This is a genomic window from Citrifermentans bremense (assembly GCF_014218275.1).
GTDB lineage: Bacteria > Desulfobacterota > Desulfuromonadia > Geobacterales > Geobacteraceae > Geomonas > Geomonas pelophila.
This window is the reverse complement of record NZ_AP023213.1, coordinates 2735677-2759360: the sequence shown is the minus strand read 5'-3', so window position 1 is coordinate 2759360 and position 23684 is coordinate 2735677. Positions and strand designations below refer to the sequence as shown.

At 55.6% G+C, this 23684-nt stretch carries 15 protein-coding genes and 3 riboswitches; of the genes, 14 read left to right on the top strand and 1 reads right to left on the bottom strand.

Translation table 11 applies throughout. From position 1 onward, the window contains the following. Window positions 1–10 precede the first annotated feature (10 nt). The 12 genes from GEOBRER4_RS12110 to GEOBRER4_RS12055 all read left to right on the top strand — a co-directional run bounded on the left by GEOBRER4_RS12110 (window position 11) and on the right by GEOBRER4_RS12055 (window position 20201). Window positions 11–1180, top strand: a complete 1170-nt coding sequence (locus GEOBRER4_RS12110; protein WP_185242508.1) for a glycosyltransferase — start codon at window positions 11–13, stop codon at window positions 1178–1180. Continuing rightward, the gene (locus tag GEOBRER4_RS12105) at window positions 1168–2508 is read left to right on the top strand and encodes an O-antigen ligase family protein (RefSeq protein WP_185242507.1); all 1341 of its coding nucleotides are present in this window, start codon (window positions 1168–1170) and stop codon (window positions 2506–2508) included. Before GEOBRER4_RS12110 ends, GEOBRER4_RS12105 begins: the two co-directional genes overlap by 13 nt. Continuing rightward, window positions 2505–3926 (top strand): phosphotransferase, encoded by a 1422-nt coding sequence (locus GEOBRER4_RS12100; RefSeq protein WP_185242506.1) that lies wholly within the window; start codon window positions 2505–2507, stop codon window positions 3924–3926. Before GEOBRER4_RS12105 ends, GEOBRER4_RS12100 begins: the two co-directional genes overlap by 4 nt. Further along, complete coding sequence (locus GEOBRER4_RS12095) at window positions 3919–5061, top strand: glycosyltransferase family 4 protein (protein WP_185242505.1); 1143 nt, start codon at window positions 3919–3921, stop codon at window positions 5059–5061. The genes GEOBRER4_RS12100 and GEOBRER4_RS12095 overlap by 8 nt, the downstream gene beginning before the upstream one ends. A gap of 47 nt (window positions 5062–5108) precedes the next feature. Next, a complete protein-coding gene (locus tag GEOBRER4_RS12090) occupies window positions 5109–6623 on the top strand; it encodes a flippase (protein ID WP_185242504.1) in 1515 nt (504 codons plus the stop codon). Between the two features lie 380 nt (window positions 6624–7003). Then, window positions 7004–8287, top strand: coding sequence for a phenylacetate--CoA ligase family protein (locus GEOBRER4_RS12085; protein WP_185242503.1), 1284 nt, complete (start codon window positions 7004–7006; stop codon window positions 8285–8287). A 2-nt stretch (window positions 8288–8289) separates the two neighbouring features. After that, window positions 8290–9273 carry a glycosyltransferase gene (locus GEOBRER4_RS12080; RefSeq protein WP_226377955.1) on the top strand — a complete coding sequence of 328 codons (984 nt, stop codon included), beginning with the start codon at window positions 8290–8292 and terminating at the stop codon, window positions 9271–9273. Then, window positions 9263–10444: a sugar-transfer associated ATP-grasp domain-containing protein gene (locus GEOBRER4_RS12075; RefSeq protein ID WP_185242501.1), complete on the top strand. Its 1182-nt coding sequence runs from the start codon at window positions 9263–9265 to the stop codon at window positions 10442–10444. Before GEOBRER4_RS12080 ends, GEOBRER4_RS12075 begins: the two co-directional genes overlap by 11 nt. Window positions 10445–11330: 886 nt before the next feature. Continuing rightward, window positions 11331–12515, top strand: a complete 1185-nt coding sequence (locus GEOBRER4_RS12070) for a fibronectin type III domain-containing protein (RefSeq protein ID WP_185242500.1) — start codon at window positions 11331–11333, stop codon at window positions 12513–12515. A gap of 17 nt (window positions 12516–12532) precedes the next feature. Continuing rightward, entirely contained in the window at window positions 12533–13021 is a 489-nt protein-coding gene (locus GEOBRER4_RS12065; protein ID WP_185242499.1) for a hypothetical protein, read from the top strand. 238 nt (window positions 13022–13259) lie between these two features. Further along, window positions 13260–13336, top strand: a riboswitch (cyclic di-GMP riboswitch). Between the two features lie 389 nt (window positions 13337–13725). Next, window positions 13726–13801: riboswitch (cyclic di-GMP riboswitch) on the top strand. Window positions 13802–14814: 1013 nt separating this feature from the next. Beyond that, window positions 14815–16308, top strand: coding sequence for an Ig-like domain-containing protein (locus GEOBRER4_RS20090; protein ID WP_226377773.1), 1494 nt, complete (start codon window positions 14815–14817; stop codon window positions 16306–16308). A gap of 802 nt (window positions 16309–17110) precedes the next feature. After that, window positions 17111–17186, top strand: a riboswitch (cyclic di-GMP riboswitch). Between the two features lie 9 nt (window positions 17187–17195). After that, window positions 17196–20201: an Ig-like domain-containing protein gene (locus tag GEOBRER4_RS12055; RefSeq protein WP_318842557.1), complete on the top strand. Its 3006-nt coding sequence runs from the start codon at window positions 17196–17198 to the stop codon at window positions 20199–20201. 200 nt (window positions 20202–20401) lie between these two features. Here GEOBRER4_RS12055 and GEOBRER4_RS12050 read toward each other — a convergent pair whose 3' ends face one another. Beyond that, entirely contained in the window at window positions 20402–21055 is a 654-nt protein-coding gene (locus tag GEOBRER4_RS12050) for a choice-of-anchor C family PEP-CTERM protein (RefSeq protein WP_185242496.1), read from the bottom strand. 764 nt (window positions 21056–21819) lie between these two features. On the opposite strand from GEOBRER4_RS12050, the gene GEOBRER4_RS12045 reads away from it, so the two are divergent. Beyond that, window positions 21820–23445: an AMP-binding protein gene (locus GEOBRER4_RS12045; RefSeq protein ID WP_226377772.1), complete on the top strand. Its 1626-nt coding sequence runs from the start codon at window positions 21820–21822 to the stop codon at window positions 23443–23445. A gap of 1 nt (window position 23446) precedes the next feature. Continuing rightward, window positions 23447–23680 (top strand): acyl carrier protein, encoded by a 234-nt coding sequence (locus GEOBRER4_RS12040; RefSeq protein ID WP_185242495.1) that lies wholly within the window; start codon window positions 23447–23449, stop codon window positions 23678–23680. Window positions 23681–23684: the final 4 nt, after the last annotated feature.

Genomic DNA, 23684 nt, shown 5'->3' with positions numbered 1-23684 from the left:
ATAGCCGCAGATGGATCTGCTCATTCCCAAGGTAATGCACGTCATCCTCTCGCTCGATGCAGGCGGCGGGGCCGAGAGGCTGGTCTACGACCTGGTGCGTGACGCCGCTTTTTGCCCCGCCCCCCCGGTGGTCTGCTGCCTCTACCATCCCGGCAAGCTGGGAGCCCTGCTGCAACAGGAGGGGTTCCGCGTCTACTCACCAGCTACCAAGCCTGGCGGGCTCCAGTGGTCCCTCGTCCCCTGGCTCGCCCACATCATCCGCCAGGAGATGGTGGACGTGGTGCACGCCCACCAGTACACCCCTATGTTCTACAGCGTCCCCGCGGCGCTTGCTGCCGGCCGCAAGCGGGTCATCTACACCGAGCACGGCAGGCTCTACCCGGACCTCCCCAACTGGAAGCGGCGCCTTTGCAACCCGCTTTTGTCGCGGGGGATCGACCAGATCGTCTCCATCTCCGACGGCACCAAGGAGGCGATGGTGGCGATCGACAATTTCGCCGAGGAGCGTATCGCTGTGGTGCACAACGGCGTCCTCTTCGCCAGACCCGGCTCAGCCTTCGACCCGGAGGAAAAAAGGCGCTCCCTCGGCATCCCCCCCTCGCACCGGATCATCGGTACCGCGGCGCGGCTGGAGCGGATCAAGAACCTCCCCATGATGCTGCGCGGTTTCAAGCGCGTGCTGGAAAAGATGCCCGAAACCTCGCTCCTGATCGCGGGGAGGGGGTCGCGGGAAAATGCGCTGAAGCAGTATGCGCAGGAACTCGGGATCGAGAAAAACGTGCGTTTCCTCGGTTTGCGTGACGATCTCCCCGAGATCTATCCGCTTTTCGAGCTGTTCCTGCTCACCTCCTTTTCGGAAGGGATCTCCGTCACCCTTTTGGAGGCGATGTCTCACGGGGTGGCGCCCATCGCCACCCGGGTGGGAGGAAATCCGGAGGTGGTGCTTGAGGGGGAGACCGGCCTACTGGTGGCCGACGACGACTACATCGAACTGGGCGAGAAGATCCTGGAACTCATGGCGTTCCCGGAGCGGGCCCAGCGCATGGGGGATGCCGCCCGCAACTGGGTCGGCAACCACTTCTCCTTCGAAAAGATGGTCCAGGATTATCTGCGGCTCTACCGCGGAGCCGAGGCCGACCCCGATGCTCAGGCAGGAACAGGTGGAACATGCGTGAGATAGCCCTCTACATCCTAATCGCACTGTCGGCTCCGGCCGTCCTGCGTCGTCCCTTCCTGGGCGTGGTGATCTACCTGGGCGCCAACATAGTGCGCCCCGAAATGCTTTTCTGGGGGGGCGGGGGGGGGAGTTTCGTCTTCATCACCTATTACCTCCTGATCCTGGCCGGTTGCCTGCTGCGGGGGGAGCTTTCCGGGCTGGGCCGGATCTTCCAGCGGGAGTATCTCCTCATGCTCTGGATGCTGGCGGCGATTTACCTCTCCATCCTGCTGACCCAGTTCCAGGTGCCGATGTCGAGCTACTTCGCCACGGACCTGGCCAAGACCCTGGGTTTGTGCGGCCTTTTGTACCTGCTGATCAAGACGCTCGGGGATGTTGAACTGCTTGAAACGACCCTGCTCGGCTGTCTGACCTTCCTGGGCATCTGGGGGATAGAGCAGCAGATGCTCGGAAACGAGCGCCTCGAGGGGCTCGGGGGGGCGGCCTGGGGGGATTCCAACGGCGTCGCCTCGGTCTATGTGCTCTTCCTGCCGGTGGCGCTTGCTTTCGCCTACGCGGCTGGCAAGCGCCGCCGATTCTGGATCTTCATGGGGGTCGCCGCGGTGATGGTCGCCCTCATCGTCTGCACCAAGTCGCGCGGAGGGCTTCTAGGGATGACGGCCTGCCTATTCAGTTTCGCCATCTACGCCCGCAAAACGGCAGCTACCCTCAAGGTCGCGCTCCTTTTCGCCCTCGTGGTGGCCCCCTTTGCCACCGATGCCTACCTGGAGCGGATGAAGACCTTGCAGGGGGTAAGCGACGTGGAGAACTTCGAGGGGTCTGCCCGCTCGCGCTTCATCCTGTGGGAGGCGGGACTCATGGTCTTCAGCAGGAACCCGGTGGTCGGCACCGGGTTTCTCACCTACCCGGAAGCGAAGATGGAGTTCGAAGGGAGTTTCTACCACTTGGATGACCAATTCCGCGAGTGGGTCTTCAGGAAGGAGTCCAAGAAGGTGACGCACAACACCTACATCCAGATGCTTTCCGACTGTGGGGTGTTCGGGGCGTTGCCGTTCTTTCTCCTGGTCGCCGGAGGGATCAGGAGCGGGTTCAGGGCCCGCGGCAGCCTGAAACAAGAGCGGGACCGGGCAGCCGGCCTCTGGCTTGCTGGATGCAGCGCCGGTCTCACCGGGTTCTCCGTCTGCATCATCACCATCGACTCCATCACCATGCCCTTCATCTACGTGCAGCTGGCGGTGATCGGCATCCTCTCCAGGACCTTGAGCGGCTCTTCGGCAGGACTGCCACTGGTTGTGGAGCCTGAGCCGGTCGTCGCGGAGCAGCCCGCATGAGCCGGTACGATATTGATCCCAACCTGGTTCTTTTCGTCGATCCGGCGGGGGGGCGTAGCGAGGAGAAATGGCTCTTCTTCGAGGGATGTCCGAAGAACGCCCTGCAACTGCTGCAACAGCGGAGCAATCTCGTCTGCCGCTTCCCGCGCAGTCGGCTTTGGCACCAGTTGCTCGACTTGGCGGCCCTGAGGCTCAAGGGGGTTACCGCTTCAAGGGTGCTCTTTGTCAACGACGGGCTTCTTTCCTGCTTCCTGCACGCCGGAAGCAAAAAGGCCTACCGCCTTTACGCGAGGCACCACTTGCCGAAAATGACGTCGCTGCGCCGGCGGATCCTTTCCCGTCTGCCGCTGTCTCTTCGCAGCGAATCGACGTTTCTGGTCCTTTTCGGCGGCGAGGAGCCCGGCCAGGCCGCCGGCGCTGACCGCGCGCAGGTCGAGGCGACCGAGCTAATGTTCTTTTCTAACCGGCTCGGTAAGCTCCTGCTGCTAGACACCCGCAACATGGCGAGCGAAAATGGGGAGATCGTGAAGACGACGGCCCACCGCGGCTATTTGCCCGTCATGGAAAGGGAATTCGCCACCTTGTCAGAGATATCCAAGAAAATGGCGGGCAGCCGCTCCCTGCCGCAGTTGGGGAGGCATTTCGTCCTAAACGGCAGGCATTTCTTCACCGAGAAATACATCGCCGGAGAGAGCCTGCGCGCTGTGCTGCACCGACACGGGACCCGGGGGGGAGCTGCGCAGGCCTGCCGCATCCTGCACCAGCTCGATGAGTGGTACGTCTCGTACCTGGGCGCCTTCATCGCCCCCTCCAGACCCTTTTCCGCGTTGAGCGCACACCTGCTCCCGCTGTTTTCCTCCTGTTATCGCGGTGGCAGTCCGGAACTGGTCGATGCGGCGCGCCGGCACCTGGCTGAACTGGACCGCTCACTGGTCGGGGTGGTCCCGGTGGTGAGCCACAACGATCTTTGGCCGGGGAACTTTCTATGCACCAAAAACGGGCTGGTGGTGCTCGACTGGGAGCGCGCTACACCGGAGAGGGCCCCCTTCTTCGATTACTTCTGGATGATGGTTTCCGCGACGCTCGAATACCTGGCCGGCGCCAAAGGCGTCCGCTACTACTCGGACACGATGGACTCCTTCCTGAAAGCGGAGGACGAGGTGGCGCTCGAGGCACACCGCCTGCTCCGGCTCTTTCTCAAGCGCATGGGGGTGCCGGAGCGGCATTTTCAGACGTTGCTTTTCCTGTTCCTGATGGAAGGCTCGGTACAGGGTTACCAGGCCCTGGGGAGGCAGACCGACATGGACGCCCTGATCTTCAGCCAGCTGCTGAAGTTCACCGGCCGGGAAGCCGCCGACGCCACCGGTTACCTTGGCAGGGATGCAGACGAACCCGAGCAGGAGGATGAACTTGCATAGTAAAGAAGGGAAAAAAACGACCGGCGGCGAAGCCGGCCCTGTCCGCGTCGCCTTCACCGAAAGGCATGGCATGGCGAAGGAACTGGCAGAGTTCCCCCCATCGGATGTCAGCTACTCGTTCCTCAGCCCGTTGCCCAGGAAGAACCTCCTGGTGAGAAGCGGCATCAAGGGGTACCTGGGGCATTACGAGAGTGCAGAGCATGACCTGATAGAGGCGATACTGAGCCCGATCATCACCCGGAACAGGTGGATCTACTCCATCGCCAACTTCCAGGAGGCGACCACCTTCAACCTGCTCGGTTGCCCGCTCCCCCGCTCCGCGAGGGTGGCCTACCTGCGCTACCTCATGTCCAAGAAGAACTTCAAGAAGCTCATTTTCTGGAGCAAATCGGGAAGGGAAACTCTGCATAGCTACGGCGGGGTCGGCGAGGGGGTGATGCAGGAAAAGGTGGCCGTGGTCTACCCGGCGATCCGCGAGGTGCCAAACGAACTGATCCGCTTCGGTTCGCGGCAGGTAAACCTCCTTTTCAGCGGCGATTTCTTCAGAAAAGGCGGGGCCAACGTGGTCGACGCCTTCGAGAAAGCACAGCAGATCTATCCCGGCATCAGGTTGAGGCTTTGCTGCGACGAGCAGGACTTCTGCACCATGAATGAGGCGCTGCGCCAGGAGTACCTGGACAAGGTGAGGAGCAACGGCGCCATCACCTGCGGCCGGGTGCCGCGCGAGAAACTGATCGGGGAGATCCTCCCCGAGACGGACATCTACCTCCTGCCGACCTATACCGAGGCCTTCGGCTTCGCCATATTGGAGGCGATGGCGTACGGCATCCCGGTGATATCCACCAACTACTTTGCCATCCCCGAGATGGTCAGCCACGGCGCCACCGGCCTCCTCGTGGACACCAGGGGCTTCGATTGCGACAAGCTGTTCAGGGGGTACCTGGTGAACGACATCCCCGACGAGTTCAACCGGCACGTCACCGAAAACCTTTTTACCTATATCTGCCAGCTGATTGAATCTCCGGAGCTCCGGAACGAGTTCGGCAGGGAGGCGATGGCCGTCGCCAGGAGCAAATTCTCCTTTGCCACCAGGAACCGCGCCATGCAGCAAATCTACCGTGAGGCGCTAGGGTAAGGCGTCTGCCGTCACCCCGCCCACCTGTCTCACCAGTCAGGAGCAATATGCAGCTGCGCAAGATAATAGAAAACATCCTCTCCAACTGGGTCAACCTGTTGGTGACCGTCACCATAGCCTTCGTTGTGAGCCCGGTATTGGTCAAGAGCCTGGGCAAGGAACTGTACGGCGTATGGACCCTGGTGGTCTCGGTCACCGGCTATTTCACTGTGCTCGATTTCGGGGTCAACACCGCGATCGTGCGCTACATCTCCAGCAGCACCGCCCGCAATGACCACGACCGTGCGCGCGCCGTCTACTCCACCTCGATGACCATCTTCGGGATAACCTCCTCCGTGGTGCTCCTCTTCTCCCTGGTTTTCGGCTACTTCTTCCAGGACCTGTTCCAGCTCTATCACATTCCGAGGTCCTACCTGTACGCCGTTTTCCTGATCTCTGCGCTGGATCTGGCGGGGGGGCTGGTCTGCTCCGTTTTCCTCGGGACTCTGGCGGGGCTGCAGGAATTCAAGTTTATAAACGGCACCTCCATCTCCATCAACATCGTCAGGAGCGCGATCCTGGTGCTGATGCTTAAAAGCGGCTACGCGCTCCTTGCCCTCGCCTCGCTGCAACTGGCGGCGAGCGTGGTGAGGGCGCTCTGCCAGTACCTTCGTTTGCGCAGGAAACACGTTCACCTCCGCTTCGACCGGTCGGCGGTGAACCGCGACACGGTGAAGCTCATCTACAATTACAGCGTGTACAGCTTCGTGATCGCCGTTGCCCTGAAGCTTCTCTTTTACACCGACTCGGTGGTCATCGGAGCACTGATCGGCGTCTCCCAGGTGGCATTCTACGCCATACCCTCAACCTTGCTGGACTACCTCGAGAAGTTCGTCTGGGCCATGATCTCTGTACTGGTACCAATGATCAGCGCCAATGAGGCTACCGGGGCGGGTGGCGCAAACGAGAGGCTCTACGTCACCGGCACCCGCTACACGCTTCTCTTCAGCATGCCGGTGGTGATCTCGCTTTACTTCTATGGAGATGATTTCATCACGCTCTGGATGGGGCCCGAGTTCGGAGAACGGTCGCTTTGGGTGCTCAGGCTCTTGCTGATCGGTTTCGGCGTCTCCTTCTCGCAGATGATAGCTCACGGGATACTGAAGGGGATCAGCAGGCACAGGGTTTTAGCCTACATACTTGCCCTTGAGGCCCTGGCCAACCTGGGGATGAGCATGGCGCTCGCCAGGCCTTACGGCATCGAGGGGGTCGCCGTGGGGACTATGGTGCCGCTGGTGCTGGCTGCTGGGTGCGTTCTTTGCTACACCTGCAGCCTGCTTCGCATCGGCCTCTGGCGCTATGTTGCCAGGGCCTACGCCCCGGCGCTTGCCGGGACACTGGCAGCGCTGCTCTTCATCGCCTGGAACCCGTACCGGATAACGGGCTACTTCACGCTTTTGGCCACCTGCGCCGTGGTAGCCGCGGTGTTTCTGGCGGCCTCTTTCCCCGCGTCGCTGGAAAGAGAGCACAGGGATCTTTTGCTCAAGAAGCTTTTCGGCAGGGCGGCGGTCTCGGGCGGATGAGCCAAATCCACCAGTTTGTCACCTCTCTGGGCCTACACGACTAATCCGTCGTGATGAGCACAAGGAGGTGGTCACGAGTGACTTAAGAATAAGGTTTCTGTGCGACCTCACCAATGTTGTTCGGCAGGACTGCTCGCGTGCCACGCTGATACGAGCGAGTGTCGGGGATTCTGGTCGATCCGGAGATTCGTGACGCTGGCCTAGTCGCTGGATCAGCTTGTGACGAGGCCTGTTGCTCAGCTGTGGGAGCAGTTGCAAAAGAGAGCGTGACGATTCTGCTTTTAATCCTGCAACTACTGCAAAAAAATACATGGGTATAATGGCCGTCTGCGGTGATATTTTCGATCTATCGTTGAGACTGAGCCAGTGGAGGCTATTTTATGGCGCTTTTCAAATACATATATCTGGCCGGTCTCGCGTATAGGAATAAGAAAATCCTTAAATGCTACCGTTTCCTGAAAGAGAGCGAAAAATGGCAGTTAGATGATCTGCGGCAACTCCAGTTAGAGAGGCTGAAGCTGTTGCTATCCAACGCCTATGCAAACACGGACTTTTACAGAAAAAGGTTCGATGAATGCGGCTTTCACCCAAGTTACCTTTCTACTCTGGACGATTTAAAAAAGTTGCCTGTAACTGAGAAAGAAGATGTCCTCGCCAATGTGTCAGGAATACAGATTAACGTGCCGGCTGAAAAGATGTTCTTTTCGGAGACTTCAGGTAGCACGGGTCGGCCTCTTGTATTTTACAGAAATCAGGAGTGGGATGCTTGGCATAACGCTTCGGTCATGCGTGGATATTCATGGCATGGCGTTTTCCCATGGGAGAGAAACGGTTACCTGTGGGGGTATAATATCTCATTTGTTAAAAAGCTTAAAGTTAGTTTTCTGGATTTTCTCCAAAATAGATTCCGGCTTTTTTCTTATGAGAGCGATGGTTTAGACCGTTTCCTGAGTAAGCTTCAGAAGGCCTCCTACCTGAATGGGTACTCATCTATGATCTATGAGATTGCCAAGCGAGTTAACGCCAGGGGCATATCTTCCAAATTTCGGTTGAAGATGGTGAAGGGGACTTCGGAGAAAATCTACGACGTGTACAGGGAAGAGGTACAAAAGGCTTTCGGAAAACCGATCGTCAGTGAATATGGCTCCGCTGAGGGAGGAATCATCGCCTTTGAATGCACCCAAGGAAATATGCATATCAATATGGAAACGGTGATAGTTGAAGAAATTGATAATGAGATACTGGTTACGAATTTGGTGTCCACTTCCTTCCCCATCATAAGGTATAGGCTTGGTGATTACGTGAAACTTGGAGAAAGCGGGTGTAGCTGTGGTATGGCACATCCTATTATCAAGGAGGTGACCGGCAGGATTGGCGCGTTGATACATGGTAAGACCAACACCTACCCGAGTCTGACTCTATACTATGTCTTCAAAAATATGGCTTCAAGTCATAGCGTAGTGTTGAATTATCAAGCTGTGCAAAAAACTCGGGGCACTCTCGAGTTACTTATCGAAAGTGAGGTCGATGAGGATGGGCTGAAACTGATCAATAAGGAATTTAACAAGTACTTTAAAGCGGACCTTGATGTGAATATTAGGACTGGCGTTCCCAGATCGAACTTCAACAGCAAGAAGAAAGATTTTGTATCGGAGATTGATTGAAAGTGAACGATATGTCGGAGAGAAATGAAGTGAGTGATATTCCGAATGCTGGATACTTTCCATTCGTATCAGTGATTATCCCCACCTACAACTGTGAGGCTTACATCCGGTTGTGTATTGAGAGCGTTTTGGAGTCGGATTATCCGTCCGATCGGTTAGAGATTGTAGTGGTAGACAATATGTCGACTGACTCCAGTGCAACTGTGGCTGGGGGATACAATGTCAGGGTGATAAAATCGACGGCCCGGACCATCGCCAAAGTGAGAAATGATGGAGTGCAAGTCGCCAAAGGTGAAATTCTTGCTTTTGTCGACAGTGACTGCCAAATTCCTAAGAAGTGGATCAGTACAGCGGTCAAACTTCTCTCAAGACCGCAGGTGGGGATGGTTGGCGCCGGATACAGGGTGCCTCCGGATGCGGCCTGGGTCGAAAAAGCTTGGTTATATGAGGCCAAGAATCAGGAAAAGTCGGTGTCCTTTTTACCCTCTGGCAACATGATTGTCACCACAGGATTATTCAAGGATTTGAATGGCTTCGACGAGTCACTGGTCACCTGTGAGGATGCCGATCTATGTGAGAGAGCGGTGAAAAAGGGTGTTGTCTTGCTGAATTCGAGCGATTTGCAAAGCATTCACTTGCGAAACCCCAAAACGCTGCTCCAATTCTTCCTGAAAGAGAAATGGTACGGCTTCAATACGGCTATTTCAATAAAAAACGGGAAGTTCGACATGGTCTTTTTGTTCACGTTGATTTTTTTTGTGTTGCATTTTTTGCTGTTATTCCTGCCCAGCTCATTCTCAGTTGCAATTCTTGTATTGATATTCGTACTTATTAACATAGCAGTTTTTTACCGCCTCTCAATTTCCAAAAAATTCACGCAGTATCTATCCCTACTTGTGCTTTATTACGTATATTTTTGCGCCAGAGGAATTGGATCAGTTTCTTATTTAAAGTGTATTTTATGGGGTAACCATCATGAAGCTTAAAGATGACGGAACCAAGAACAGTTTTGAAAAAGCGTACGATTTTCTTGTCGCTTTTGTTGATCGTACTACGGACTTAACTGTCCTTTGCGTTCGTAGAATAATAAGATTTATTGCTTTACCGTATTGCTTTACCTATGAAATCAACTGGAAAAATTGTAGTAGGAACAAGCTGCATGTAGCTTGTGACTTCCTCTACATCTTTTTCAAACTTAAGTATTATCCTAATAATTATAGCTGTTGCAGGCTCTGGACGAAAAGCAAATCTCTCTGGCCTTATTATTATGGTTCAAATTACGATCCATATCAAAGGTGGAGGTTTCAACGGAATATCTACAAGAAGGAAAACATCGTCATCTTCGAAAACAAGATCATCTGTTACGAACTATGCAAGAATTCAGAATTTCCAATTCCGAGGCAGTACGGCGTCATCTACCCTCAGGAGGCGTACCGTGATCGGATACGGCTTTTTATGAAAGAGTCTGATGGAGGTAAGATCATCATCAAGGTCTATGATGGTATGGGGGGGAAGGGAATTGTAGTGGCTTACCGAGATGGTCATGAAGTTTTTGTAAAGAGGAAAAGTGTTGTTTGTACCCTTGACGAGTTTGAACTCAATCATCCTGCAATTGTCCAGGACTACGTAAGGCAACATCCATCTTTGGAAGCATACTCGCCTTCTTGCAACACAGTGCGGGTAGTGACTCTTCTCAAACGCGATTGCTCAGATGTGCTGATCATTGGGGCTTTTATCAGATTCGGAGTTGGTGCTTCTGATATCGATAACCTTTCATCAGGCGGGATTGCTGCTGGAGTAGATGTGGCAAGCGGAGGCGTGTTCGATACCGCTGTCGACTATGCTGGGAACGTGTACAGCCAACACCCTGTCTCAACTCTTTGTTTTAAAGGTCTTTCAATTCCATACTGGGAGCAGCTTGTTGTATTGTCAAAAAAGATACAATGGCAGTTCCCATTTCACAAACTGTTGGGGTTGGATATTTGCATAACGGATAGCGGTCCAGTACTCATAGAAATCAACTCAGAGCCTGACATGGTGGCCCTTGAGATGACATATGGGCCGATATTGTTAAGGGAGGAGGTTTACAATGAATTTAAATCCTATGATCTGCTTCTTAACGAGCCAAGTCGTAATCTCAAATTCTGTACGAATTAAGGTTTGGCGAGTTCCTGGAAATATGATCTTTCGTGCATTGCTGATGGTAGTTTTGGCTATTGGAGGTGGGGCTGTCACGCCAGACTCTTCACGAGCAGCTGTTCTCTTCAGTGAAAGCTTTAACTCACAAAGTCAGTGGGGACCGCTCCAATTCACCAATGGAGCAACAAATAGTTGTGTGAAGGGGGCGGCGAGTTGTGTTACGCCAGTTCCAGCCGGATTCAGCGATTATCGCATTGCCGCTACTGAGGTATGCAGTAATTTGGATGGATTCCACAACACACTCAACATAAATGGAACCCACCCCAGAGGCGGAAACGGGAAAAGCTTCGTGTTCTGGAGCGAGCCATGCTATTCCTCCGGGGGGAGTTGGGGATCTGATGGCCTTTTGGGTATTTCGTTCGCCGGACAGTCGCAGGTTTACATCAGATACTGGATTCTTTTTCCCTCTGACTGGAAGTGGAACACCGCTGCATCGCCGATGCAAAAGTTCATCCATGTTTCCCACTACGATCCCGGCAATCCTGCTTCTATTTGGGACTTTTTCAGCAGTACGCAGAATAAGCCGCGCTATGTGGGTGGATTTGCCAAGTACGGGGCCGGGACCTACAGGACACAGCTATATATGATGCCGTCTCCTCTGACGGCAGCGCGAGACAATTCAGGCTCTTCCACCACAAATGATTACCTCGGGGCAGCTCCCCTGGACTGGTACAATGCCGGGGCTCCAGGTGATGGGCAATGGCATTCGTTGGAATGGTACGTGAAGTTGAACAGCTCAGGCGGTGTCGCCGACGGTCGTGCGCGTTTTTGGTTCGACGGTGCCTTGGTGCATGACCAGGCAAATATTGCTTGGGTGCCGGCAGGGGATGACCCTGGTGCATGGTTGTGGAACCACGCCTGGATCGGCGGCAACAACTCCAACACCTATGTACCCGCCAAGGAGCAGTGGTACGCCGTCGACGACTTAGTGGTCAGTACCCATTACAGCGGGCCGCCTCCGCCTCCCACAACGCTCAGTGCGGAGGGGATCAGCACCTCGTCGATACGTCTCACCTGGCAAAGCGGCAGCAACGGGGCGAACTACCTGGTGGACGGTTACCGCATCTACTACGGGACCGACCCAGGGCACCTCGACAGCTCGATCACCGTCTTGGCCTCCCAAAGGGAGGCTGTGGTGAGTTCTCTTGCCACCGGCACCAGGTATTATTTCGCCGTTACCGCCTTCAAGCAGGAAGCAAACGACGCCAACGAGAACGAAAGCCGGCGCAGCGCTTCCGCCAACGCGGTCACCGTCGACTTGGTGCCCCCGGACATCACCATGCTCCCAGTCGCCTCTCCCACGCGGCTAGCCACTCAGACCCTCTCCGGGACGGTTGCGGATGCAGGGGGCATCGCTTCGGTGCTGGTCAAGGTCGGCGCTGCGGCGCCCGTCGCCGCGACGGTGACTGGCAACAGCTGGAGCTGCACCATTCGGAGTCTGACCGAAGGGGGAAACAGCATCGTGGTGACCGCAAAAGACCTTTCCGGCAACGAGAAATCGGCAAGCGGCACCGTCGTGCTCGATACCGTTCCTCCCGTGGTCACAGTTTCTGCCTTCACCACCCCGACCATACTCACCTCCCTACCCATCTCTGGAATCGCCTCCGATACCAATGGCTCTGGCGTTGCCTCCGTCATGGTGCAGGTCGGCAACGGGCAACAGACGGCCGCCGAACTTAACGGTCAGTCCTGGAGCTACCTTCTGAGCAACCTGCAGCCGGGAGTCGCCAACCAGGTTATCGTAACTGCGCGCGACGTCGCCGGAAACGAGACCAGGCAGGCCGCAGCGGCCATGGCATCGATAGGGGTCCTGAAAGTGGGGGATCTCTCCGGCGATGCCTCGGTGGGGGTGGAGGACGCCCAACTTGCCATGCAGATGGCGGTCGGGAAGACGAAACCGGATGCAACCCAGTTGCTTCGCGGCGATCTGGCCCCACTGGTGGGGGGGGTGCCGCAACCGGACGGGGTTATCGATACGGGTGACGTGTTGCTGATTCTGGGGATCGTCACTGGAATAACGAGGTTCTGACTATGAGTGTTTCGCGTATGAGATTTTTCTCGTCTGTCGCCTTGCTGTCCCTTATCTTTTTGCTGACCGGGTGCGGTGGGGGAGGGGGAGCCGAAGCGCCGCAGACTCCCGTTGCCGGCAGCAGCGTCATCATAGAGACGGCAGGTGCCGCCACCACCCTGTACGGGGTGGAATTTACCCTGCAACTTCCCCCCGGAGTCACCCTGGCCACGCCGGGGGGAGGAACTCTTGCTGCCGGAGCCATAGTCACCTCGGGAGGTGCCGCCGGAACCGATGCGGCTCTCAGCGCCTATTACGACACGGCCGCCTCGCCGCAGACGGTCAAGGTTTCGCTGGTCAAACCGTCTGGGTTCCCCGTAGGGCGCTTCCTGACCGTGACCCCCGTCCTGGCCCAGGGAACCACCCTGGTGCCAGCTGCTTTCACCATCACCGGGTTCAAGGCCTGGGATGACCTGACAACCTATCGGGTAGATCCGCTGATAACCTCTGTGGTCGCCGCGCCCTAGCCCTGCTGGGAGTTGAAATTTGTTCGCGGCGGGCCTGCCGCTGCTCCTTTCCCGCGACTTGGTGCAGGGTAAGGTCCTGGAAAACTGCAGAAAATGTAATTCAGGTCACATAACTATTGCCTTGAATAGGCGATACTCCCCCCAGACGTTACGGAAGAATGGCCAGACGTAAGGGGAGCCGGAACCTGTGGTCACCGAACCTGGCGCAGTTTAGTTCTTTACAGCAAAAAAGCCAAGCAGACGATAATACTAAACCATCCGCGAGGATGGGGCGGAAAGCCTATAGGGTCTCACCGAGACAGCCGGGTTGCCGAAATGTTTACCTTTTCGGCAACCCGGCTTTTTTTTCGTCCAATAATCTTCTGAGTTAGCTGGCTAAGGCTTCTTTTCCTGTCTGTTGAGGTGCTGATGATTGCTCAGCTGGAGCAGTTGATCTAGAGATAAGCTGGATTCCGGTGTTCTTTTCGCCCGACATACCTGGAGACGTGAAGGTTTAGACATAAGGCCGTTGCTTAACCATGTATGCAGATGAAATCCATAAATGTGATCATGGCTTATATTGGGGAAAACTAAGGATCGGTTTTATGTTTGCACTGGTGTCGCGATAACAACGGCATGGACTGGATGAAAAACTGGTTGAGGAGTTTGCGATGAGCAACAAAACCCGCGCTGGCTGAGTCTGTAGCACACTCAATTGAATAGATGAACGACAATACTAAACCATCCGCGAGGATGGGACGGAAAGCCCAAGGGTCTTACTGAGACAGCCGGGTCGCCGAAACAATTTTGATGGCATTGCCATTAAGAGACAGGCGACCCGGTTTTTTTGTGTCAAGTGAGACAAAGGAGAAAAAATGCAAAGAATTAAGGTAGTGATGGCAGCAGTAGCTCTAGGAGCACTTTTGTCTGCAAACGCTTCGTCTGCAGCGGTTTTGTTCAGTGACAATTTCGATGGACACGCAGACTGGAGTCCGCGTCAATCCACAACGGGTGCGACCACGACCTGCGTGCAGGGCGCTAGCTGCACAACGCCCGTCCCTGCAGGCTTTTATGATTATCGAGTTGCTGCTACCGTGTCATGCAGCAATCTTGATGGTTTGCACAACACCCTAAACATCAATGGGCAGCACCCCAGAGGGCAAGGGAAGAGCTTCATGATGTGGAACGAGCCCTGCTACAGCAGCAGCGGCAGCTGGGGTTCCGACGGCTTGCTGGGAACCGCTTTTGCCCCTCAGCAAGAAGTATATGTCAGAGCTTGGGCTCTCTTTCCGAAGGACTGGAAGTGGAATACTACCTCCTCCCCAATGCAGAAGTTTATTCACCTTTCTCACTACGATGCTACCAATAGCGCATCTGTTTGGGACTTTTTTAGCGGCATTCAAAATAAACCACGCTATGTAGGCGGTTATGCCAAATACGGGTCGGGAACCTACAGGACGCAGTTGTATATGATGCCGTCTCCCCTGACGGCAACACGTGACAATTCAGCCTCTACTACCACTAACGATTTCCTCGGGGCAGCTCCCTTGGATTGGTACAATGCCGGGGCTCCTGGCGATGGCGAATGGCACTCAATGGAATGGTATGTGAAACTGAATAGTGCTGGCGGCGTTGCTGACGGCAAAGCACGTTTCTGGCTGGACGGACGCTTAGTACATGATCAGTCCAATGTCGTGTGGGTGCCCGCAGGGGATAATCCGAGTTCGTATCAGTGGAATCACGTGTGGCTCGGAGGGAATAATGCTAATACCTATACTCCTGCTTCAGAGCAGTGGTACGCCCTTGACGACTTCGTGGTAAGCACCACCTACAGCGGCCCTCCGGCACAGCCGACGAGCGTGACCGCCGCCGCAGGCACTGCAAACGCCGTGAGCCTTCGCTGGAGCGCCGGCAGCAACGGGGTTGCCCACCCGGTTAACGGCTACCGCATCTACTACGGAAAAGACGCTGCCAACCTGAACATGAAAGTGGACGTTGGGAATGTGCTGCAGTACAACATCTCTTCCCTCGACCCCGCGACCAAGTACTACTTCGCCGTCTCCGCATACAACAAGGGTAGCTACGACAGCAACGACAACGAAGGGATGCTCTCGGTAACGGCAAGCGCGACCACCGTTTCGGGCACTACCACCACGACCACTGCAGATGCCGTCGCTCCGGTAGCTTCCATCTCTTCGCCGGCCACAGGCTCCACCGTGAGCGGCAACGTCACTATCAACGTCGCAGCCAGCGACAACGTCGCTGTCAGCAAGGTGGAGATGTACCTGAACGGCTCCATCTTCGGCGTGGTGGGCTCTGCACCCTACACCCTCACCTGGAATACGGCCAACAGCCCCAACGCCACCTACACTCTGACCGCGAAGGCCTATGACGCAGCCGGTAACGTCGGACAGGCGTCGAGCTCGGTGACCGTGAAAAACGCAGTCGCAGTCACCGACGCTACGGCCCCGGTGATCAGCTCCTTCTCCATGCCGGCTTCCGCCACTGCGCTGACCGTACCGGTCACCGCCTTTGCGGCGGCCGACGACGTCGGCGTCACCGGCTACCAGATCACCGAGAGCGGGACCGCTCCCGCGGCGGGCGCCACCACCTGGAAAACCAGCGCGCCGACCAGCTTCACTTTTGCAGCGACCGGTTCTCGCACCGCCTACGCCTGGAGCAAGGACGCCTCCGGCAAGGTATCGACAGCAAAAACTGCCCTGGTCAACATCACCACCGCCACCACCACCACCACGACTGGCGACACGACCGCCCCGGTGGTCTCCATCGCCAAGCCCGTGGCCGGTTCCACGGTCAGCGGGATAGCGACGATATCCGCCAACGCCACCGATAACGTCGGCGTGAAAAAAGTCGAGTACTACGTGAATGGGGTCCTGAGGATCACCTCCACAACCGCGCCCTGGACTATCACCTGGGGCACCACCAACTACCCCAACGGCCCCAACACCGTGATGGTGAAGGCCTATGATGCCGCCGGCAATGTCGGCCAATCCAGCGTCACTGTTAACGTCATGAATGACAAGACTGCCCCGACCATCAACGTGGCATCTCCGGTCAGCTACTACATGAACAGCGGCACGCTCTACCTGAAGGCATCGGCGGCAGATAACGTGGCAGTGACCAAACTGCAGGTATACGTGGACAACGTTCTCGTCCTTTCCACCAGCAGCTCTTCAATCAACACCAGCAAATACGTAACGATCGGGCGGCACGCGGTGACCTTCAAGGCGTACGACGCCGCCAACAACGTCACCGTGGTGAACAAGTCGGTTAACCGCTTGAAATAGCAAATATGTCTGGCAGCCAGCCGGAAAACAGCAGTAAAAAACAAGGGAGCTCATCGGGCTCCCTTGTTTTTTCCCAGTCTCTTTGCCAATAATGGGAAACTTTCTCTGCATTTTTACTGCCAAGGGATTGGGAGCCCTCATGTCGTGATTTCGCTGCTCAGCACTTTGACAGTTGTTCAGTAGCTCTAAATAAATTCTGTTCTTGTTTACATCAAGCAACATTGTGGGTGCGGACAAAGCAGAGGGCAAAAGAATCACAACTTGTGCCCTTTTGCCTATATCGATCAGCATTCGGAATTGACCCCCGCCGGTTGTCAATATCGCTCAAAGCAGCTAGTCGTCTGCTGTAGTTCTTGCCCCGATGATTTCGCAGCGATTCTCTCTATTCCAAACCAATCAAAGTATAGCCGCTCTGATCCGTTAACTGGATGCTGTTGAGATAGAGTGGAGGGGGGGATTTTTCATCATCTCAATACCTCGAACACGTTATGTCTGCTTTGTGCTCAGCCTTTGAACAACCTGTTCAATGGAGCACTTACAAGTTGTAAATGCAGGGAGCGCCTGAGAGGAGCTAAGGATTGAATGGATTGTGTGTTCACCTTTTACTCATCTAACGGTTATCCTTCTTCCTAGCTCAAACTGTAAAGTTCAATGATAACAATAGTTTGTGCAAGTATACTGGTTTGGCACTGGTGTTGCGATAACAAGGGCAATTGACTTGATGAAAAAAGTGGTTGAGGAGATTGCGATGCGCAACAAAATCCGAACTGGCTGAGTCTGTAGCACACTCAATTGAATAGATGAACGACAATACTAAACCATCCGCGAGGATGGGACGGAAAGCCCAAGGGTCTTACTGAGACAGCCGGGTCGCCGAAACAATTTTGATGGCATTGCCATTAAGAGACAGGCGACCCGGTTTTTTTGTGTCAAGTGAGACAAAGGAGAAAAAAATGCAAGGAATTAAGGTAATGCTGGCCGCAGTAGCTCTAGGAGCACTTTTGTCTGCAAACGCTTCGTCTGCAGCGGTTTTGTTCAGTGACAATTTCGATGGACACGCAGACTGGAGTCCGCGTCAATCCACGACGGGTGCGACCACGACCTGCGTGCAGGGAGCTGACTGCACAACGCCCGTCCCCACAGGCTTTTATGATTATCGAGTTGCTGCTACCGTGGCATGCAGCAATCTTGATGGCTTGCACAATACGCTCAACATCAATGGTGATTATCCTCGCGGTGGCAGCGGCAAAAGCTTTCGTTTCTGGAACGAGCCCTGCTACAGCAGCAGCGGCAGCTGGGGTTCCGACGGCTTGCTGGGAATCGCTTTTGCCCCTCAGCAAGAAGTATATGTCAGAGCTTGGGCCCTCTTCCCGAAGGACTGGAAGTGGAATACTACCTCCTCCCCAATGCAGAAGTTTATTCACCTTTCTCACTACGATGCTACTAATACTGCATCTGTTTGGGACTTTTTTAGCGGCACTCAAAACAAACCACGCTACGTAGGCGGTTATGCCAAATACGGATCGGGAACCTACAGGACGCAGTTGTATATGATGCCGTCTCCCCTGACGGCAACACGTGACAATTCAGCCTCTACTACGACGAACGATTACCTCGGGGCATCTCCCTTGGACTGGTACAATACCGGGGCTCCTGGCGATGGCGAATGGCATTCAATGGAATGGTATGTGAAACTGAATAGTGCTGGCGGCATTGCTGACGGCAAAGCACGTTTCTGGTTGGACGGACGTTTAGTACATGATCAGTCCAATGTTGTGTGGGTACCCGCAGGGGATAACCCGAGTTCATGGCAGTGGAATCACGTGTGGCTCGGAGGGAATAACGCTAATACTTATACCCCAGCTACAGAGCAGTGGTACGCAGTTGATGACTTAGTTGTCAGCACTACCTACAGTGGCCCGCCTGCCAATCCGGTCAACGTAACTGCTCAGGTCAATAGCGAAAATACTGCGCGGATTAGTTGGGCTGCAGGTGTTAACGGTGCGGATTACCAAGTGGACGGTTATAGGATTTACTATGGAACTGACGCCGCGAATCTGAACGAGTCAATAACCACCGATAATGTTAGGGTCGCAGATATCCCTGCTCTAAAATCCGGGCAGACCTACTACTTTGCTGTGACAGCGTGGAATAAGCTCGGTCAAGATAGCAACGAAAGCGAGAGCAAAAAATCCAATATTGCCTCAGTTTTGATTCCGACTGTACAAGCCGTCGTGGACACTACCCCCCCGGTGGCTTCCATTTCTTCACCCACAAGTGGTTCAAGCGTTAACGGTACCGTCACTGTAAATATAGGTGCCTCTGACAATTTGGCAGTCTCAAAAATCGAGCTTTATATTGACGGCGCGACCTACGGCATCATTGGCTCGGCTCCTTACGCTCTGACCTGGAACACAAAGGGCAGCGCGAATGGCTCTCACAGCCTTTTGGCTAGAGCCTACGACGCCGCAGGGAATGTCGGCCAGTCGGCCAATGTGACAGTCAATGTTTCCAACGATACCACAGCACCGTCGGTAGCTATTACCTCCCCGATATCCGGCTCTACTGCGAGCGGCACGGTGTCGGTATCAGCAAATGCAAGCGACAACGTGGCGGTCAGCAAGGTTGAATTCTATGTGAACGGAACCCTCAAGGCTACTTCCACGGGCGCGCCCTACAGTTACAACTGGAATACACTGACTCTCGCAAGTGGTTCATATACCCTCTCCGCGAAAGCTTATGACGCATCAGGCAATGTTGGTCAGTCCAGCGTCACGGTCATCGTCGCCAACGATACGATCGCCCCGTCGGTCTCCATCGCCTCTCCGGTGGCCGGTTCCACTATCGGCGGCACGGTACCGGTATCGGCAAGTGCCAGCGACAACGTGGCGGTAGAAAAAGTGGAGCTCTACCTGAACGGCGCCCTTGTAGCGACCTCCACCGCGGCTCCATATGGCTTCAACTGGAACACCACGAATGCAGCAAACGGCTCCTACACGCTCAGCGTTAAGGCTTACGACGCAGCAGGCAACGTCGGACAGTCGAGCGTCACGGTCAATGTCGCCAACGACGCGATCGCCCCTGTAGTCTCCATCGCCTCTCCGGTCGCAGGCTCAACCATCGGCGGCACGGTAACGGTATCGGCAAGCGCAAGCGACAACCTGGCGGTACAAAAAGTTGAGCTTTACCTGAACGGCGCCCTGGCGGCGACCTCGACCGCGGTCCCCTACAGCTTCAGCTGGAACACCGCGAACGCAGCCAACGGCTCCTACACGGTCAGCGCCAAGGCTTACGACGCAGCCGGCAACATCGGCCAGGCCTCAGCCACGGTCACCGTATTCAACGACACCGCCGCACCGTCGGTGGCCATCGCCTCCCCTGTGGTGGGCGCCACGCTGCAAGGTACCGTCAGCCTGAACGCCAGCGCCAGCGACAACGTAGCGGTGACCAAGGTCGAGTTCTACCTGGACGGCGTCCTGCAGGCCAGCTCCGCCACGGCCCCTTATGCCTACAACTGGAACACCTTGACCGCAGCCAACGGGACCCACATCGTGAGCGCCAAAGCCTACGACCAGGCTGGTAACGTCGGTCAGTCCGCCAGCGTAAGCGTCAACGTCCTGAACGACACCGTAGCCCCGGTGATCAGCGTCAGCGCCCCGACCAAGGACTACGTGACCTCCAGCAAGCTCACCATCTCCGCCTCGGCGAAGGACAACGTCGCAGTCGTCAAGATGGAGGCTTACGTGGACAACGCACTGGTTCTTTCCACCAGCAACTCCTCCTTCAGCGTCAACACCGGCGTCGCGAAGGGGGTCCACACCGTAACCATCAAGGCCTACGACGCCTCCAACAACGTCGCGGTCTTCACCAAGACGGTCAACCGGTTCTTCTAATTCCGCTTCACCGGAACGATAACCGAGGGGGTAGCTCACGGCTCCCCCTAGCAAAGAATCCCCGCGGCCTGCGGGGATTCTTTTTTTTCTCTCGCAAGCTTGTCCCAGTCCGCTGCCGTCATGAAGACACGAAAAAACCCCGGTTCCGAGAAACCGGGGTCTGTTAAGAAGCAAAGGCAAAGATCAGGTAGGTGTGTGCCCTAGGCTTTACGGCGCCGGAAGCAGATGGCGGCCAATCCTGCGCCAAGAAGCAAGACGGTTGAAGGTTCCGGTACGGGGTCGACCCTGACGTTATCGAGTGCCGCCCCCCAGGCCTCGTTGGGGTTCAACTCGTTGGTGATGTCGCCGAAGAAGAGCTCGGCGCTGTCGCTGGTCGCCACGAAGTCGAACCACTGCGTCACCCATCCCATGTTCTGGCGGGTGTTCCCTGCCTGCTCGAAGGTGAAGTCATGGGTGGTGAAAATATCCCCTGTCGAGATGCTGACCAGGGATTTGTTGTAGGGCCTGTCCGGGTTTCCGGCCATGTCGAACTGCACGCGGTAGGTCTGCCCCACCACCGTGTCGAAAGCGGTCCCCACGATCAAGCCGTGCTGGTAGTTGCCGGCGAGATCGATGCTCTTGGTCCCGTCGCTTGCCTGCCAATAGGTGTTGATCCAGTCGATCGAGCCATCGACCACAGTCCAGCCGTCGATGATGCTGGAACCAGGGCCAACCGTGACATATGGCGTCGTACCGGGATAAAGACCGTCCTCGAAGCTGCCGTTAGTGATCAAGTTCGCGTGGGCTGTGCCGACACTTGCCAAAAGCACGAAAGACACGGCTGCTGACTTGACTGCCTTCCTCAAAGTTTTCATAGCAGGCTCTCCTTTTTCTAGGATGGTAAGAACTCATCAATCTAGCAGTAATGGTGCCATTACTTTAAGTAGTTGTTTTTGCGTGCCTGGCTCTCGGGGTGCTGCTCTGTCTGTAAACTTTACCGACAGCTATGCACCGTTACTACTGGCAGCGCGATGCCTTTTTCCATTTCAAAAACCTGCACTTGCCCTATGAATAGAGATTTCTAGCATGATGTAAAAAATATCGACAATAATGCCGTGCCGGATAAGCTCTGGAAGCGGAGCCTGCCCTTGCGCCTTTTGTGGCACTGTGGGGATAAATCGCCTGCGCGAGCCAGCGGCAAGGGAGGAAACATATGGGTGTTTCTGGCGTTAGTGCGAGCGGTGCCGGCGAGACCATCATTCCCGGTTGTAGTTCACCCCGCCTGTTGGGTGCCACAAGAAACGGATCGCGCAAGTTGCGGTATCTCCGTGAGAAAGTATCATTCCCCCACATTAATTACTCCCTTGACAAACAAGTTTGATCTGGTGTACCAGTTAGGTTCTCCTTATGACCGTTTTTTAAACTACACCTGAATCGCAGGTTCCGATTGTCAGGCCATAGAGACTGCGGTGAAGGATTACGTTTCAGTGGTTTCTTTTTATCGTGGTTCTACTACTTTTCCCTTAGTAGATTCCAGAGCCATACTGCGCAGGCCTTAAGCTGTCCCTCCTTTGGCACCCGTTGTTAGCGTTAAGTCAACCTGGGTACAACTTTTCGTAATAAACTGAAAGGTGGCTTTATGATATTCGACTGTATAGAAAACGGGCAGTACAACATAGGGCACATCTGCAGCACGCTGCAGTGCTCCAGGGGATTGGCCGGCAAGACGGCGATGCGCTGGATCGACACCGCCGGGAACAGCCGGGACTACAGCTTCGCCGACCTGGACCGCGAAAGCAACAAGTTCGCCAATGTCCTCAAGAGGCTGGGGATCCAGCAAGGGGACGTCTTCTTCACCTTCCTCCCAAAGGCGCCGGAGCAGTTCTTCGCCTTCCTGGGGACCCTCAAGACCCAGGCAATCTGCGGGACCCTTTTCTCCAACTTCGGCGACGAGGCACTCATGGACCGCCTGGGGGATTCCCGGGCCAAGGGAGTGGTCACCAAGAAGAGCCTCTACAAGAAGATTGCCAGGGTTAGGCCGAGGCTTCCGGAGTTGCGCTTCGTGATACTGGTGGACGATGAGCCGTCTGCGGACGGGGTCTTTTCGTGGAATACGCTGATGGCACAGGCCCCGGATGAGTTCCTGTCTCCGCACACGCCTGCGGACGCCCCGTCCGTGCTGCACTACACCTCAGGCTCCACAGGAAAACCCAAGGGGGTGCTGCACCGGCACGGGAGCATCCTGAGCCAGACCATGACCGCCAGGGAAGTGCTGGGGCTCAAGCCTGAAGACACCTTCTGGTGCACGGCGGACCAGGGGTGGGTCACCGGCACCTCCTACGGCATCATCGGCCCCTGGAGCCTTGGCGTGACGCAACTCCACTACGGCGGCGCCTACGACGCCCAGAAATGGATGGAGCTTTTAGGCGAGGAGAAAATCACCGTCTGGTATTCGGCTCCCACGGCCTTGAGGATGCTGATGCGCGAGGACGAGCAGATCTTCAAAAGCGCCAACCTCTCAGCCCTGCGCCACATCTTCAGCGTCGGAGAACCTCTCAATCCGGAGGTGATCCACTGGGCCCGCCGCCTTCTGAACCGTGACATCTACGATACCTGGTTCCAGACCGAGACCGGCGCCATCATGATCAGCAACTGCCCCGGGGTAGAGGTCCGTCCTGGCTCCATGGGCAAACCGGTGCCCGGGATAGAGCCGGTGATCCTTTCCGACGATGGGGCCGAACTGCCGCCCGGAAAGCAGGGGAATCTCTGCCTCAAGCCCGGCTGGCCCTCAATGTTCGTGACCTACCTGAACAACGAGACGGTGTACCGGCAGAAGTTCAGGCACGGCTATTACCACACCGGCGACACTGCCAGGCGCGACGAGGACGGTCACTTCTGGTTCATGGGGAGAAGCGACGACGTAATCAACACCGCTGGGCACTTGGTAAGCCCCTTTGAGGTGGAGAGTGCGCTACTTGAGGTCGAGGAGGTGGCCGAGTCCGGGGTTATTGGGGCACCAGACGAGCTCCTCTTCGAAAAGGTGGTCGCCTACGTGCAACTGCACGAACGCTACAAACCGACGAGAGACCTGGAACTGAAGATCCGGCTGCACGTGTCGAACCGGGCCTCGAGCGTGGCCACGCCGCAGGAGATCGTCTTCTGCGACTCCATTCCCAAGAACAAGAGCGGCAAGATCATGCGCAGGGTCCTCAAGGCCCTCTACCTCGGGGATGACCCCGGAGACACTTCAACTTTGGAGATTTGAAATGACGACGATGGAGACGCTTAACGGGATTTTTCAGATGGTTTTTGATGACGACGACATCAGGATCGAGAGGAAAATGACTGCCAATGATATCGAGGGGTGGGATTCGCTGTCGCACGTGAACCTGATTACTGCGGTCGAGTCCAAGTTCAAGATCCGCTTCACCCAGAAGGAGCTTTTGACCTTGAAGAACGTAGGGGATCTGCTAGACCATATCGAGCGGAAGATTGCCTGATGGC

Bases quoted from the DNA above. Each gene is read 5' to 3' on its own strand.
- GEOBRER4_RS12045 (WP_226377772.1), top strand. From the start codon at position 21,820: ATGATATTCGACTGTATAGAAAACGGGCAGTACAACATAGGGCACATC.
- GEOBRER4_RS12075 (WP_185242501.1), top strand. From the start codon at position 9,263: ATGAAGCTTAAAGATGACGGAACCAAGAACAGTTTTGAAAAAGCGTAC.
- GEOBRER4_RS12090 (WP_185242504.1), top strand. From the start codon at position 5,109: ATGCAGCTGCGCAAGATAATAGAAAACATCCTCTCCAACTGGGTCAAC.
- GEOBRER4_RS12110 (WP_185242508.1), top strand. From the start codon at position 11: ATGGATCTGCTCATTCCCAAGGTAATGCACGTCATCCTCTCGCTCGAT.
- GEOBRER4_RS12055 (WP_318842557.1), top strand. From the start codon at position 17,196: ATGGCATTGCCATTAAGAGACAGGCGACCCGGTTTTTTTGTGTCAAGT.
- GEOBRER4_RS12065 (WP_185242499.1), top strand. From the start codon at position 12,533: ATGAGATTTTTCTCGTCTGTCGCCTTGCTGTCCCTTATCTTTTTGCTG.
- GEOBRER4_RS12050 (WP_185242496.1), bottom strand. From the start codon at position 21,055: ATGAAAACTTTGAGGAAGGCAGTCAAGTCAGCAGCCGTGTCTTTCGTG.
- GEOBRER4_RS12085 (WP_185242503.1), top strand. From the start codon at position 7,004: ATGGCGCTTTTCAAATACATATATCTGGCCGGTCTCGCGTATAGGAAT.
- GEOBRER4_RS12040 (WP_185242495.1), top strand. From the start codon at position 23,447: ATGACGACGATGGAGACGCTTAACGGGATTTTTCAGATGGTTTTTGAT.
- GEOBRER4_RS12105 (WP_185242507.1), top strand. From the start codon at position 1,168: ATGCGTGAGATAGCCCTCTACATCCTAATCGCACTGTCGGCTCCGGCC.
- GEOBRER4_RS12100 (WP_185242506.1), top strand. From the start codon at position 2,505: ATGAGCCGGTACGATATTGATCCCAACCTGGTTCTTTTCGTCGATCCG.